Source organism: Streptomyces sp. NPDC050433, assembly GCF_044458565.1.
Classification (GTDB): Bacteria; Actinomycetota; Actinomycetes; order Streptomycetales; family Streptomycetaceae; genus Streptomyces.
In genome coordinates, this window is sequence record NZ_JBITIB010000011.1 from 204128 (window position 1) to 219158 (window position 15031).

At 72.7% G+C, this 15031-nt stretch carries 11 protein-coding genes; 7 read left to right on the forward strand and 4 right to left on the reverse strand.

Annotation, left to right across the window (positions count from 1 at the left end):
• Positions 1-15: 15 nt before the first annotated feature.
• Together ACIBLA_RS16135 and ACIBLA_RS16140 are read right to left on the reverse strand one after the other, a co-directional pair.
• Positions 16-1182, reverse strand: a complete 1167-nt coding sequence (locus ACIBLA_RS16135; RefSeq protein ID WP_363242251.1) for an ROK family transcriptional regulator — start codon at positions 1180-1182, stop codon at positions 16-18.
• Between the two features lie 283 nt (positions 1183-1465).
• Entirely contained in the window at positions 1466-2542 is a 1077-nt protein-coding gene (locus ACIBLA_RS16140) for a mechanosensitive ion channel family protein (RefSeq protein ID WP_363242250.1), read from the reverse strand.
• A 292-nt stretch (positions 2543-2834) separates the two neighbouring features.
• On the opposite strand from ACIBLA_RS16140, the gene ACIBLA_RS16145 reads away from it, so the two are divergent.
• Positions 2835-3371 carry an HNH endonuclease gene (locus tag ACIBLA_RS16145; RefSeq protein ID WP_363242249.1) on the forward strand — a complete coding sequence of 179 codons (537 nt, stop codon included), beginning with the start codon at positions 2835-2837 and terminating at the stop codon, positions 3369-3371.
• A 62-nt stretch (positions 3372-3433) separates the two neighbouring features.
• On the opposite strand, the gene ACIBLA_RS16150 is transcribed toward ACIBLA_RS16145, so the two are convergent.
• On the reverse strand, positions 3434-6454 hold the full coding sequence (locus ACIBLA_RS16150; protein ID WP_399198945.1) for a beta-N-acetylglucosaminidase domain-containing protein: 3021 nt from the start codon (positions 6452-6454) through the stop codon (positions 3434-3436).
• A gap of 258 nt (positions 6455-6712) precedes the next feature.
• On the opposite strand from ACIBLA_RS16150, the gene ACIBLA_RS16155 reads away from it, so the two are divergent.
• From ACIBLA_RS16155 to alc, 5 genes are all read left to right on the forward strand, one after another.
• Positions 6713-6970, forward strand: a complete 258-nt coding sequence (locus ACIBLA_RS16155; protein WP_363242246.1) for a hypothetical protein — start codon at positions 6713-6715, stop codon at positions 6968-6970.
• Positions 6971-9106, forward strand: coding sequence for a 4-alpha-glucanotransferase (gene malQ, locus ACIBLA_RS16160; protein WP_399198946.1), 2136 nt, complete (start codon positions 6971-6973; stop codon positions 9104-9106). It begins immediately after the preceding gene.
• Between the two features lie 58 nt (positions 9107-9164).
• Entirely contained in the window at positions 9165-9401 is a 237-nt protein-coding gene (locus ACIBLA_RS16165; RefSeq protein WP_363242244.1) for a hypothetical protein, read from the forward strand.
• A 151-nt stretch (positions 9402-9552) separates the two neighbouring features.
• Positions 9553-10476, forward strand: a complete 924-nt coding sequence (locus tag ACIBLA_RS16170; RefSeq protein ID WP_363242243.1) for a LysR substrate-binding domain-containing protein — start codon at positions 9553-9555, stop codon at positions 10474-10476.
• Between the two features lie 59 nt (positions 10477-10535).
• Positions 10536-11702, forward strand: a complete 1167-nt coding sequence (alc, locus tag ACIBLA_RS16175; RefSeq protein ID WP_399198947.1) for an allantoicase — start codon at positions 10536-10538, stop codon at positions 11700-11702.
• Positions 11703-11765: 63 nt separating this feature from the next.
• Here alc and pepN read toward each other — a convergent pair whose 3' ends face one another.
• Positions 11766-14336: an aminopeptidase N gene (gene pepN, locus ACIBLA_RS16180; RefSeq protein ID WP_399198948.1), complete on the reverse strand. Its 2571-nt coding sequence runs from the start codon at positions 14334-14336 to the stop codon at positions 11766-11768.
• Positions 14337-14484: 148 nt separating this feature from the next.
• Here pepN and ACIBLA_RS16185 point away from each other — a divergent pair, with 148 nt between their 5' ends.
• Positions 14485-15006 carry a DUF1203 domain-containing protein gene (locus ACIBLA_RS16185; protein ID WP_363242239.1) on the forward strand — a complete coding sequence of 174 codons (522 nt, stop codon included), beginning with the start codon at positions 14485-14487 and terminating at the stop codon, positions 15004-15006.
• Positions 15007-15031: the final 25 nt, after the last annotated feature.

A 15031-nucleotide genomic window follows, 5' to 3' on the forward strand; every position in this document is an offset into this window, starting at 1 on the left:
TGTGGTGAAGAGGGCTCAGCGGGAGGTGTCGAAGACCTCGTCGCGGGTGGTCGCGAGTGCGCTCTCCAGCGCGCCTCGCAACACCGGATCCCGCTGTACCTCGCCGATCACCAGCCGGGGTCTGGAGGCGGCCAGTTCGGCGAGTTCCGCCTGGACCAGCGCGCGCAGGGGCTCTCCGCCGGCGGCGGTCACCCCGCCCGCGAGGACGATGAGTTCGGGGTCGAGCACCGCGGTCACGGACGCGAGACCGGTGGCGAGCCGCTGCGCGAACAGCCGCAGCAGTTCGGCCAGCCGCGCATCGTCCTCGTGTCCGGCGGCGGCCTTCGTAAGGAGGCCGGCGGCGACGTCCGCGTACGGCTGCTCCGGCGTCTCGATGCCGAGACCGCGGGCGAGGCGCGGTACGGACTGGGCGCCCGCCAGCTCCTGGAAGCCTCCGCTGTTGGCCTTGACCACCTGGCGTACGAGGGGAGTGCCCGGCACCGGCAGGAAGCCGACCTCGCCGGCGCCGCCGGTGAAGCCCCGGTGCAGCCGGCCGCCGATGACGAGGGAGGCGCCGAGGCCTTCCTGGTTCCACAGGAGGACGAAGTCGTCGTGGCCGCGTGCCGCGCCCAGCCGCTGTTCGGCGACCGCCGCGAGGTTCACGTCGTTCTCGTACTCGACGGGCATCGGCAGGGCCGCGGCCAGTTCGTCGAGCAGTGTGGGGGAGTGCCAGCCGGGCAGGTGCGAGGCGTATCGCAGCCGCCCGGTGGACGGGTCGAAGGCGCCCGGCGTGCCGATGACGACGCGGTGCAGGTCGCCGCGGGCGAGACCGGCGGCCTTGACCGCGCCCTCCAGCGCGTCGGTCACCTGCGTCACGACGCCGTCGGCCGACCGGCGTCCCGGTGTGGGCAGTTCGAACCGGCCGACGGTGGCGCCGGTGATGTCCGCGACGGCGGCGAGGATGCGCTGCGGGTTCACGTCGAGGCCGGCGGCGTGGGCGGCGCCCGCGTTCACCGCGTACAGCTGGGCGTTGGGGCCCGGACGCCCCTCGGTGGTGCCGGTGGCGACGACCAGGCCTGCGGCCTCCAGGCGGGCCAGAAGCTGGGATGCCGTTGGCTTGGAGAGGCCGGTGAGTTTGCCGATCCGGGTACGGGAGAGGGTGCCGTGCGCCAGCAGCAGGTCGAGTGCCGCTCGGTCGTTCATCGCACGGAGGACGCGGGGTGTGCCCGGGGACGGCGTGGACGGATCGCTCACGACGTGTGCACCTGCCTTTCGGCGACTCTCTCCCGGTGCCGTGCTCCACGACACTGTTAGGAAAGTTTCCTATTTGATGGGAGGAAAGTAGGCCTGGCGTCAGGGAGCAGTCAATACCCGTTCAAGCACAGCGCCCCCGAGGCAACCAAAGCGTTACCTGCGGGGGCGCGTGTACGACGGCATTTTCGAGCGGCTCTACGGTCCTTCGGTCCGGCGGTCCTGCTCGGTGGTCCTACTTGGACAGATTGGGGTTGGCGGCCTGCTGCGGCGGTATCGGCGACGCCGCGAGGGACTGCGGCGACGTGGGGCTCGCCAGGGCCGACGGCGCGGCCACCCCGGCCGCCGGGTCGGCCGTGGCCGCCTCCGTGCCCGTCAGGGGCAGTCCGCCGACGATCTGGATGCCCGCCGCGTCGAACGCCTGCTTGATGCGCCAGCGCAGCTCGCGCTCCACACCCAGCGCCTTGCCCGGCATCGTCTTGGCGCTCACCCGCACCGTCATGGAGTCGAGCAGCACGGAGTCCAGGCCCAGGATCTCCACCGGGCCCCACAGCCGCTCGGCCCAGGGGTCCTCCTTCGCCATCTTCTCCGCGACCGCGGTGATGACCTCGCGGACCCTGTCCAGGTTCTCCGTGGGCCGGACCGTCACATCGACACCGGCCGTGGCCCAGCCCTGGCTGAGGTTGCCGATCCGCTTCACCTCGCCGTTGCGGACGTACCAGATCTCGCCGTCGTCGCCGCGCAGCTTGGTCACCCGCAGCCCGACCTCGATGACCTCGCCGGACGCGACGCCCGCGTCGATGGTGTCGCCCACGCCGTACTGGTCCTCCAGGATCATGAAGACGCCGGAGAGGAAGTCGGTGACGAGATTGCGCGCGCCGAAGCCCAGCGCGACACCGGCGACACCCGCCGATGCCAGCAGCGGGGCCAGATTGATGTTCAGCGCCCCCAGCGCCATCAGCGCGGCTGTGCCGAGGATCACGAACGACGTCACCGACCGGAGCACCGATCCGATGGCCTCGGAGCGCTGCCGGCGCCGTTCGGCGTTGACCAGGAGGCCGCCGAGCGCCGTGCCCTCGACCGCCGTGGCGCTGCGGTTCATCCGCGCTATCAGCTTGGTGATGGTGCGCCGCAGGACATGGCGCAGGACGAGCGCGATGACCACGATCAGCAGGATGCGCAGGCCGATGCTCAGCCAGGTGGACCAGTTCTGCTCCACCCAGCCCGCGGCGTCGTTGGCCCGTTCCGCGGCCTCGTCGAGTGTGGCGGGCTCCGGCGACGGGGCGGCGGCCGTCGGGGCGGACAGGGACACGGCGGTGACCTCCTGGAAACACGGGCGGGGGCCAACCACACTAACGGGGCATCGCGTGTATTCCGCCGCCGTGCCGGAGGGAGAGACACGCCTCACCCGTCGGCGCGACCGGTGAAGTCCCCGGAACGTGCGGGCGCGCGGACACGCCAGGTCAGGGGGCGCGGAGGGTGTGTGGGCGAAAACACTCCGAGCCCGTTACCAAGACGTGGTGGCGTTTCGACCAGGCATGAGGAGAGACTGAGACAGATCGTCCCGGCGCGAGCCACGCGCCGCCGGCGTACAAGGAGGCACCGTGCCACATGTCCTTGTCCTCAACGCGTCGTACGAGCCGCTGGGTGTCGTACCGCTTCGTCGCGCGCTCGTCCTCGTACTGGAGAACAAGGCGATCTGCCTTGAGGAGTCCGGCGCCTTCCTGCACAGCGAGACCCGGGTCCTGGCCGCGCCCAGCGTCGTACGGCTGAAACGGTTCGTACGCGTCCCCTACCGGGGACCCGTTCCGCTGACCCGGCGCGCGCTGTTCGCCAGGGACGGCGGGCGCTGCATGTACTGCGGCAGTGTCGCCACCAGCGTCGACCACGTCATCCCGCGCAGCCGGGGCGGGAAGCACGTGTGGGACAACGTGGTGGCCGCGTGCCGCCGCTGCAACCACGTGAAGGCGGACCGGCACCTGCGGGAACTGGGGTGGAGACTTCGCCATCAGCCCGCGCCGCCGTCCGGGCTCGCCTGGCGGATCATCGGGACCGGACACCGGGATCCGCGCTGGATGCCGTATCTGCAACCCTTCGGCGCCGAGGACGCGGTGGCCCGGATCGACGGCATCTCTGCCTAGGTTCCGGGCCTTCGTCGTGCCGGGGCAGGTACGGGTACCGGCGTCGCTCCGGCACGTCCTCCTTACGGAGGCGGTGCCGTCTCCGTGACCGCGTACGCCTCCACGGACCACAGCGAGTAACCGAAGCGCGTCGCGCGGCTCTCGCCCTGGATCCGGACGAAGCGGGTGTCCTTCTCGTCCATCCGGACCGACTCGCGCCCGCCCCCGCCGTCCGTCACACGCACCGCGTCGCGCCACACCCGCCCGTCGGCCGACACCTGGATCCGGTAGGCGCTCGCGTAGGCGTCCTGCCAGTTCAGGACCACCCGGCCCAGCCGGACCGGCTCCGCCAGCTCCACCTGCCACCACGCGCCGTCCTCGGCGGGGGAGGACCAGCGCGTGGCCGGGTCGCCGTCGATCGCCGCGGGGGCCGGGAAATCGGGCGTCTCGTCGCCCGACGACGAGGCCGCCGCCGTCGGTGTCCTCAGGAGGTCGGCTCCGCCCGTACGCGGCGAGGCCCGCACCGTCAGGGTGCGCTCGACGCCGCCGAACGCCAGCGGGACCCGGTAGGTCCCCGCCGGGGTGTCCTCGGCGACGGTGACCTGGACCGGCACCGTCGTCCGGGCGCCGCGCGGCACCGTCACCCGCTCGGGCAGCCTCACCTTGATGCCGTCCGGGGCCTTCGCCGTCAGCGCGCCGCTGATCGGGGCGGGGCGCAGCGCCTCCAGCTCCGCGTCGACCGTCTCCGCCTTCCCGCCGATCTCGGCGTCCGCCACACCGCGGGCGAGATCGAGCCGGACCCGCGGCTCGTCGGTGAACCACGGCACGACCCGCCGCACCGACGGCGCCGTCGTACCCGGCAGACCGGGCCAGGTGATCCGTACGGCGTCGGCGCGCAGGCCCTTCGCGTCCGTCTGCGTCCAGCCGCTCTGCGACACGGGGCCGAGCCGCCGCCAGCCCTCGCCCGGCACATGCGCCTCCACGGAGGCGCCGTCGCCCGTGCCCGGCTCCGTCATGGTCGTGATCACGCCCACGGGGCGGGCGCGGCCGACGCCGACGGTGTACGCGTCGGGGCTCCGGGTGGCGCGGGCCTCCGGGCCGGCCGAGCGGTCCGCGCCCGTCCAGGCCGCCGACTCCTTGACCGCGCGGTCGAGGAACGGGTCGAGCACCCCCTCGCCGACCGTGACCGTGCTCCTGCCGGCCTCCTCCCGCAGCGGTTCGAGGGCGAGCGTCGCCTGCCAGGCGGCGTCGCCGTCGCCCCGCGACTGCGCCTGGAGCATGTCGACCGCCAGTTCACCGGCCTGCCCGTACCGCGCCAACTGCTCGCTCCACGGCCGCACTTCGCCGTCCAGCCGGCCCTCGGCCGTGCCGGACAGTCGCTCCGGCGTCTCCCGCATCACGGTGAACGCCGCCCGCAGGCGCTTCGCCGCCGCGTCCCTGGCCTTCGGATCCCGCGTGGCCTCCGCGCCCGTACGGCTGCGCCAGAACTCCTTCAACAGAGGGCGCAGGTACGCCGACTCCGTCGGGCTCAGGATCGACGACGACTCGTTGCCCGCGAGCGCGCCGATGGCCTCGCGCGCCTCGGGATCGCCGTCCGCGAGATCGTCCATCGCCGCCTGCCAGGACTCCTGCGGCCGGTAGCCGCGCGGGTTCCAGGCGTAGTCGGCGGCCGTGAACAACGGGATACGGGACGCGGACGGCTGCTCCATCGCGTTGGCGAGCAGCGCGGCCGAGCCCGCGGCCACGGCGGGCTCACGCCCCGTGTAGGGGCCGAGGAAGATGCGTCCGCGCTCGTAGTCGTTGACCGGGTAGTTGTCCATCGTCACCAGCGGATGCCTGAACGCCTCGCGCGCACCCGCCAGTTCACGTCCCGTGATGGTGCGGGGCACCACCCCGACACCCGTCCACGCGACCTGGACCCGGCCGTCGAGGGCGCCGGCGAGCGCCGTGCGGTAGTCGGTGGTGCCGTCCTGGAAGTACTCCGTCGGCATCACGGTCAGCGGCTCGCCGCCCGGGTGCCGCCTCGCGAGGTGCTCGGCCACGGCGTTCGCGACGCGCGCCTGCGCCTTCGCGGCGGCGCCGGGGCCCGACCCGAAGGTGTCGCGGTCCTTGTCGCAGTGCCACTCGCTGTAGCTGACGTCCTGGAACTGGAGCTGGAAGGCGCGCACACCCAGCGCCCACATGGCTTCGATCTTGCGGTTGAGCGCGGTGACGTCGTCCTTGGAGGTCATGCACATGGCCTGCGCCGGAGCCACGGCCCACGCGAGCGTCACATGGTTGCGCCCCGCGCGCTCGGCCAGGTCGCGGAACTCCGCCCGCTGCTCGGCAGGGTACGGCTCGCGCCAGCGCGCCTGGCGGAAGGCGTCGTCACCCGGCGCGTACAGATACCGGTTCTGCTTGGTCCGCCCCATGAAGTCCAGCTGCGCCAGCCGCTCCTGATGGCTCCAGGGATCCCCGTAGAACCCCTCGGTCATTCCGCGTACGGCCGTGCCCGGCCAGTCCCGCACGAGGACACCGGGGACCGTCGCCCGGCCCGGTGCGCCGGCGATCAGCAGCCGCAGGGTCTGTGCGGCGTGGAAGAGGCCGTCGTCGCCGACCCCGTCGAGCGCGATCGTTCCGCGGCCCGCGACGGTGCCCACGGCGATCCGGTAGCCGCCGGAGGGGAGATCGGTCCGCTCGGCCGCCCGCAGGGCCCTGAGCGCGCTCAGGGCGCCGCTGCCGCCCACCAGCACGACCGGGCCGCCGCCGGGCAGCCGCGGCGCCGCCGGACGGCCGGAGACGGGCGGGGCGGCGGTACGCACCGTACGGACCCCGGCTTTGCCCAGCGCCTCCTTCAGGGCGTCGACGGCGTACGGATCCGCGTCGTCGGCCGCCACGACGGTCACCTCGTCACCGAGGGGGACGGCCTTGCCCGCCGCCTTGAGCGACTGGGGGCGGGGCCAGACGGCGGGCAGCTCCGGCTCGCCCTCCTTGTCGGGTGCGCCGGCCGAGGGCGGGCCGGGATCGACGGGGACCGCCGTCGCGCCGGGCGCCGTGCCCAGAAGTCCGCCGATCACGGCGACCGCGACAGCCGTCGCCGTCCGTTGTCTGCGCCCGAGTCGCACGCCCCTGCTCCCCTCGTGGCTCCCCGAATTCCCGTCCGTCCGGCCGAACGGCGTCGAGCCCACCACCCCGTGGTGACGGTGTCAATGAGCGTGGGCGCTGTGTCCGTTATGCCGGTTGTGATAGGTAGAGGGATCAACTCCCGCCCGGGGAACGCGGAGTGACGCGGGGCACGTTGAGCGGAGCATCACGTCTGCGGCCGTGCCGACTGGGTAGGGCTGATGTGTCCCGTTGTCCGAGCCGTCCTTGGAGGCGCCGCCATGGCCGCATCCGCACAGTTGCTTCTCTCCGCTCTCTCCAAACAGGTGGTTCCTGGTGAACCGACCCGCGACGAACCCCTCGCCGTCACGCTCCCCGGACCGCTGACCAGCGACATTCCGGGCCCGCTCACCAGCGAACCGCCCCTCGCCGACGCCGCACCCCTCACCAGCGAGCCCCCGCTCGCCGATGCCGCCCCTCTCACCAGCGAGCCGACCGCGCCCGGTACGGCCGGTGGCACGGAGTTCTCAGGAGTCTGAATGGGCCTGGCCAGGCTCGCGGCGCTGCACGGTGTCGCCACCGTCCACTCACCCGGCCCCGACGTCACCGTCCCGGTCCCCGACGAGACGGTCGTCGCGGTGCTCGCCGCACTGGGCATCGACGCGGCCACGGACGAGGCCGTCCAGTCCGCGCTGACCCGTGCCGAGTCCGCAGCCGCGAGCCGCCTGCTGCCGTCCACCGTGGTCGTGTGGACCACACCGGACCCCGCCGTCTCCGGGGCCGTACTGCCGCCCGCGCTGCCCCGGGCGCTGGCCGATCTGCCGCCCGGCACCGTCCTGCGCGTGGAGACGGAGCAGGGCGACACCGTCGAATGGCCCTCGCCCGACGCACTCGCCACGGCGGCCGGCGCTGCCCCTGAGGGCCGCTCCTGGCCCGGTCTGCCGCTCGGGGTGCACCGGCTCGCCGCCGTCGCCGCCGACGGCCGTACGGCGGGCGCCGTGCTCGTCGTCGCCCCGCGCGAGGTGCCGCAGCCGCCGCCCCGTACACACGGCTTCCTCGTCCAGCTCTACTCCCTGCTGTCCGCCCGCTCCTGGGGCATGGGCGACCTCGGCGACCTCGCCGAACTCGCCACTTGGTCCGGCCGGGAGCTGGGCGCAGGATTCGTCCAGATCAACCCGCTGCACGCCGCCGTCCTCGGCGACCCGACCGACCCCTCGCCGTACCGCCCCTCCTCGCGCCGCTTCCCCGACCCCGTCCATCTGCGGGTCGAGGCCGTCCCCGAGTACGTGTACGTCACCGGCCAGGGCGCCGCGCGGCTCGACGGACTGCTGGAGCAGGCCGCCGGCCTGCGCGCCGCCGTCCTCGACAAGGGCGCGCTGATCGACCGCGACGCGGTGTGGCAGCTCAAGCGCACGGCCCTGGAGATCGTGCGCGAGGTCCCGCTCGGCCCCGGCCGCCGCGCCGCCTACCACCACTTCCTCGCCGAGCAGGGCCAGGCCCTGGAGGACCACGCGACCTGGTGCGCCCTCGCCGAGGTGCACGGCTCCGCGTGGCGCGACTGGCCGCCGGCGCTGCGCGACCCGCGCTCCGCCGAGACGGGCCGGGCACGGCGCGAGCTGATCGACCGCGTCGACTTCCACAGCTGGCTGGCCTGGCTCACCGACGAACAGCTCGCGGCGGCGGGCCGCGCCGCCCACGACGCGGGCATGGCCGTCGGCATCGTCCACGACCTCGCGGTGGGCGTGCATCCCGGCGGCGCCGACGCCTGGGCGCAGCAGAACGCGTTCGCCGATGGCATGTCCGTGGGCGCCCCGCCGGACGCCTTCAACGCCCACGGCCAGGACTGGGGGCTGCCGCCCTGGCGCCCCGACGTCCTCGCCGCCTCCGGCTACGCGCCGTACCGGGCACTGCTCCGCGGCCTGCTGGCCCACGCGGGCGCCCTGCGGATCGACCATGTGATGGGCCTGTTCCGGCTCTGGTGGATCCCGGCGGGCGCGGACCCGACCCACGGCACGTATGTGCGGTACGACGCCGAGGCGATGCTCGCCGTCCTCGTTCTGGAGGCGCACCGCGCGGGCGCCGTCGTCATAGGGGAGGACCTCGGGACGGTCGAGCCCGGCGTTCGGGAGGCACTGCACCGCCGCGGGGTGCTCGGCACGTCCGTGCTCTGGTTCGAGCGCGACTGGCAGGGCACGGGCCGCCCGCTGGCCCCCGAGAGCTGGCGCGAGGACTGCGTCGCCACCGCCACCACCCACGACCTGCCGTCCACCGCCGCGCGCCTCACCGGCGAGCATGTGGAGCTGCGGCACCGGCTGGGGCTGCTCGGCCGCCCGCTGGAGGAGGAGCAGCGCGAGGAGTCCGCCGAGGTCGCCGACTGGCTCGGCGCACTCACCCGGCTCGGTCTGCTGCCGGCCGACGGTGTAGACGAGGAGGAGCGGATCCGCGCGGTCTACCGCTTCCTGCTGCGCACACCGGCCCGCATGGTCGGGGTCTGGCTGCCGGACGCGGTGGGTGACCGCAGGCCGCAGAATCTGCCGGGCACCTGGGACCAGTATCCGAACTGGCGGCTGCCGGTCGCCGACGCGGAGGGCCGGCCGATGACGCTGGAGGAGCTGGCCGTATCGCCCCGACTGCACGGCCTGATGGGTGTGTTGCGGCCCTCTGCGGCGAATTGACCGCTTGTACGGGACCCCCGGGCGCGCGTACGCACCACGCGTTCGCTACGTTGGCCCCGTGGACAAGAAGAACGCCCTGCGCGCCGGCGCTGTCATGGCCGGAACGACGCTGATGATGCTGCTCATGTCGTCTCCCGTGCTCGCCGCCACCCGCGACGACGGTGACGATCCGGGACCGGGCCTGACCGTCGCCGAGACCCTGGGTCTGTACGTCGCGACGCCGCTCCTGGCGTTCGCGGTGATCACCGGACTGGTGATGGTCCTCGACAAGTCCAAGAAGGAACACCGGGTCTGACGCCCTCCTTCTTCTGACGCTTCCAGAGGCGCCGCGTGGCAGAGGTGTGCCACACGGCGCCTCTCCGTCTGCCGTGACTGTTCAGCTCCGCTGAATGAATCCCCCTTGATCTTTCGATCGGCGGGGTCGTCGGCGTGGCAGGGTGGCAGACATGACCGAGTGGGACATCAAGAAGCTCCGCATCCTCAGGACGCTGCGCGAGCGCGGCACCGTCACCGCGACCGCCGAAGCCCTGCTGATGACCCCGTCGGCGGTCTCCCAGCAGCTCTCCAACCTGGCCAGGCAGCTCGGCGTACCACTGCTCCAGGCGCAGGGACGGCGCGTACGGCTGACGGACGCCGCGCATCTGGTGCTGCGGCACGCGGAGGTGGTCTTCGCCGAACTGGAGCGCGCGGACGCCGAGTTGACCGGCTATCTGCGCGGTGAGGCGGGTGAGGTACGGGTCGGCGCGTTCTCCACGGCCGTTCCCGCGCTCGTCGTCCCGGCCGTGGAGCATCTGCGCGCGGTGGCTCCGGGGCTCACGGTGCGGGTCAGGGAGGCGGAGGCGGCGCAGGCGTACGAGCTGCTGTCGGCCGGCGCGGTCGATCTGGCCCTGTCGCTGGCCGCCCATGCGCCGACCGCCCGCGATCCCCGGTTCAGCCAGTTCCCCTTGCTCGTCGACCCGCTCGATGTCGCCCTGCCCGCCGGGCACCGGTTCGCGGACGCGCCGGGGCTGCGGCTGGCCGACCTCGCCCGTGAGCCGTGGATCTTCGGGGGCAGCGGCCCCTGGTCCGAGATCACCCTCGCCGCCTGCGAGGCGGCCGGGTTCGTGCCCGAGCAGGCGCACAGCGCGGCCGGATGGACCGCGATCCTCGCCATGGTCGACGCGGGCATGGGCGTCGCCCTCGTACCGAGGATGACGGCGGAGGAACAGCGCCGCGACGGAGTGGTGACGCGGGTCCTGAGCGCGGACCAGCCGCGTCGCCACGTCGTGGCGGCACTGCGGCGCGGGGCGGAGGGCGGCCCGGCGGTGGCGCGGGTGCTCACGGCACTGCGTGAGGCGGCGGAGGCGCGTACAACCGTTCAGCCGAGCTGAACGGACCTGTCGAAAAGATTCAATGGACCGGGAGGGCGTCCGGGGGCGACAGTCGAGAGATGACTCCAGAGGCGAAGAACGACGCGAGCACCCCGCACGACTACCACGACCCGCACGAGGACCCGCACGCCAACGACGCCGCGCCGTACGCCGGAGGCGACCCGTACGCCGACTACCGCGCCGGCGACTTCCCCTTCACCGACCTCGTCGACCTCGCCGACCGGCGTCTCGGCGCCGGAGTCATCGCCGCCAACGACGAGTTCTTCGCGCAGCGCGAGAACCTGCTCGTACGCGAACGCGCCGTCTTCGACCCCGAGCGCTTCGGCCACAAGGGCAAGATCATGGACGGCTGGGAGACCCGCCGCCGCCGGGGCGCGGACGCCGACCACCCCTTCCCCGCCGCCGACGACCACGACTGGGCGATCGTCCGCCTCGGCGCGCCCGGTGTCGTGCGCGGGATCGTCGTCGACACGGCCCACTTCCGGGGGAACTATCCGCAGCGGATCTCCGTCCAGGCGACCTCGATCGACGGCGCGCCGAGCCCCGAGCGACTGCTCGCGGACGACGTGCGGTGGGACGAACTGGTGCCGCCCACCCCTGTACGCGGCCACGCGGCCAACGGCTTCACCGTCACCTCCGGCCGCCGCCGCACCCATCTCCGCCTCCGCCTGCACCCCGACGGCGGCGTGGCGCGCCTGCGGGTGCACGGCGAGGTCGTCCCGGACCCCGGCTGGCTCGAACTCCTGGGCACGATCGACCTGTTGTCGGTCCTCAACGGCGGTGTGTACGAGGACGCGTCCGACCGCTTCTACTCCTCGCCCACACAGATCATCCTGCCCGGCACCTCCCGCAAGATGGACGACGGCTGGGAGAACCGCCGCAGGCGTGTGCGTGACACCAACGACTGGGTACGGTTCCGGCTCGCCGCGCAGGGCCTGGTACGCGCGGTGGAGATCGACACGGCGTATCTGAAGGGCAACGCGGCGGGCTGGTTCGCGCTGCACGGCCGCGACGGCGCGAGCGGTGAGTGGACCGAGCTGATCCCCCGCACCCGCCTCCAGCCGGACACCCCGCACCGCTTCATCCTCCCCACCCCGGCGGTGGTGACGCATGTCCGCCTGGACGCGTTCCCGGACGGCGGCGTGGCGCGGATGCGGCTGCACGGCTCGCTGACGGAGGCGGGGGCGGCGCAGCTGCGCTCGCGCTACGCGAGCGGGACGGCGTAACGCGACGGAGTCGGGGGGAGCCCCCGAAGGGCCTCCCCCCGACTCCGCCACTTCAGACCGCCGTCACCCCGCCGCGCGGTCCGCCGCCTGGGCGCGCAGCGCGCGGTCCACGCCCGCTCGGGACTCCGACATCAGTCGGCGCAGCGCCGCGTTCGGGGAGGCCGAGGCCAGCCAGGCGTCCGTCGCGTCCAGGGTCGCCTGGGCGACCTGGAGCGCGGGGTACAGGCCGAGTGCGATCTGCTGGGCCATCTCGTGGCTGCGCGAGTCCCACACGCCCTTCACCGCGGCGAAGTACTTGTCCGTGTACGGCGCCAGCAGTTCGAGCTGGTCCGTCTGGACGAAGCCGCCGATGACCGCTTCCTGGAGCGCGTTCGGAAGCTTGTCGGACTCCACGACCGACGCCCAGGCCTCGGCCTTCGCCTCCTCGGTCGGCCGCGCCGCGCGGGCCGACGCGGCGTGCCGCTCGCCCGCCGCCGTACGGTCGCGCTCGTACTCCGCGGCGATCTCCTCCTCGTCGTGCGCCCCGACCGCCGTCAGCCGCCCGACGAACGCCCAGCGCAGCTCGGTGTCCACGGCCAGCCCCTCGACCGACTCCGAACCGTCCAACAGCCCCTGGAGCAGGTCCAGTTGCTGCGGCGTACGGGCCGTCGCCGCGAAGGCGCGGGCCCAGGCCAGCTGGTGGTCGCTGCCCGGCTCCGCCGTCTGTAGATGCGCCAGCGTCGCCTCCGTCCACTGCGTGAGCCCCGCCTCGCGCCACTCCGGCGCCGCGTACAGATCCAGCGCGAGCTTCACCTGGCGGTGCAGCGACTGCACGACACCGATGTCCGTCTCCTTGGCGATGCCCGACAGGACCAGCGCCAGGTAGTCGCGCGTGGCGAGTTCGCCGTCACGCGTCATGTCCCACGCCGACGCCCAGCTCAGCGCGCGCGGCAGCGACTCCGTGAAGTCCCCGAGGTGCGCGGTGACGACCCGCAGCGACTCCTCGTCCAGGCGGACCTTCGCGTACGACAGGTCGTCGTCGTTGAGCAGGATGACCGCGGGCCGCGGGGTGTTCTCGGGGAACTCCACACGCGTCAGCTCGCCGTCGACGTCCAGCTCGATCCGGCTCGTGCGGACCAGCTTGCCGTCCCCGTCCAGGTCGTAGCAGCCGATCGCGATGCGGTGCGGGCGCAGCACCGGCGTGCCCTTCGCACCCGCGGGCAGCGCCGGCGCCTCCTGCCGTACGGCGAGGGAGACCACGTGCCCCGCCTCGTCCAGCTCGATCTCCGGCCGCAGGATGTTGATACCGGCCGTCTCCAGCCACGCCTTCGACCAGGTCTTCAGATCACGCCCGGAGGTCTCCTCCAGCGCGCCCAGCAGATCCGACAGGCGCGTGTTACCGAAGGCGTGCGCCTTGAAGTACGCCTGTACGCCGCGGAAGAACTCGTCCTGACCCACATACGCGACGAGCTGCTTGAGGACGGAGGCGCCCTTCGCGTACGTGATCCCGTCGAAGTTGACGAGCACGTCGTCCAGGTCGGTGATGTCCGCCATGATCGGGTGCGTCGACGGCAGTTGGTCCTGCCGGTACGCCCAGGTCTTCATCGAGTTGGCGAACGTCGTCCACGAGTGCGGCCACCGGGACTCCGGCGCGTGCGCCAGGCAAGCGATCGAGGTGTACGTGGCGAACGACTCGTTCAGCCACAGGTCGTTCCACCACTCCATGGTGACCAGGTCGCCGAACCACATGTGCGCCAGCTCGTGCAGGATCGTCTCCGCACGCGTCTCGTACGCCGCGTCCGTCACCTTCGAGCGGAAGACGTACTGGTCGCGGATGGTGACGGCGCCCGCGTTCTCCATCGCGCCCGCGTTGAACTCCGGCACGAACAGCTGGTCGTACTTGGCGAACGGGTACGCGTAGTCGAACTTCTCCTCGAACCAGTCGAAGCCGAGCCGCGTGACCTCGAAGATCGCGTCCGCGTCCAGATACTCGGCGAGCGAGGGCCGGCAGTAGACGCCGAGCGGCACCGACCGGCCGTCCTTCTCGTACGTGCTGTGCACCGAGTGGTACGGGCCGACGATCAGCGCCGTGATGTACGTCGAGATCCGCGGCGTCGGCTCGAAGCGCCACACCTGTCCGTCGGGCTCCGGCGTGGCGGAGTTCGAGACGACGGTCCAGCCCTCGGGGGCCGTCACGGTGAACCGGAACGTCGCCTTGAGGTCCGGCTGCTCGAACGAGGCGAACACGCGCCGCGCGTCCGGCACCTCGAACTGCGTGTAGAGATAGGCCTGTTGGTCGACCGGGTCGACGAACCGGTGCAGACCTTCACCGGTGTTGGTGTACTCGCAGTCCGCCGTCACCGTCAGCTCGTTCGCACCCTGCCGCAGATGGTGCAGCGCGACGCGCGAGTCGCGGAAGATCGAGGCCACTTCCAGCGGTTTGCCGTTCAGCACCACCTGGTGCACGGCGGGCGCCACCAGGTCGATGAAGGTCTCCGCCCCGGCTTCCGCGCTCTCGAAGCGCACCGTCGTGATGGACCGGTAGGTCCCGCCCTCCTGCGCGCCGCTGAGATCGAGGTCGATCTCGTACGAGTCAACGGTGAGGAGGCGCGCCCGCTGCTGCGCCTCTTCACGGGTCAGATTTGTGCCAGGCACCCGGTCAGCTCCTCGGATCGGTACGTTTTGGCCCATCCTTCCATGGGGAGCCGGTGCACCGCCCGGAAGTAATCACGCTGCCCGGAGCCGTACCGCGACGTCCGAAATCCGCCGGTCAGGGGCGCGCGACGGCGCGATGCTCGGGTGCATGACACAGCACATCGCACGGGCCGTCGAGCCCGCCGTCCTGAAGGAACTCCGCGACACCGACGACGCGGGCATCGCCCGCATCCCGCGCACCGACACCGAGGGCGGTGCCCCGCTGCGCTGCTGCCTGCGGCCCAGCCGCGTCGGCGAGCGGATCACGCTCGTCGCGTACGCGCCGCTGCGCCGCTGGGCCGCCGAGACATGGGCCAAGCCCGGCGCGTACGACGAGCAGGGCCCCGTCTTCATCCACGCCGAGGAGTGCGAGGGCCCGGCCGCGGACCCGGCCGGCTACCCCTTCGCCAGGCCGGGGGCGCTGCGCACCGTACGCCGTTACGACGCCGAGGGGCACATCGTCGGCGGCCGGCTGCTGGAGATCCCCGAGTCGCCGGACGGGGGCTTCGACGACGGCTTCGACCAGGCGTTCGCGGAGGCCTTCGCGGACCCCGAGGTGGCGCTGGTCCACGTACGGGCCGTGGAGTACGGCTGCTTCCACTTCGAGGTCCGCCGCCAGGGCGTGCGGTGAAAACAGCGTCGTCCGCCTGGATGGC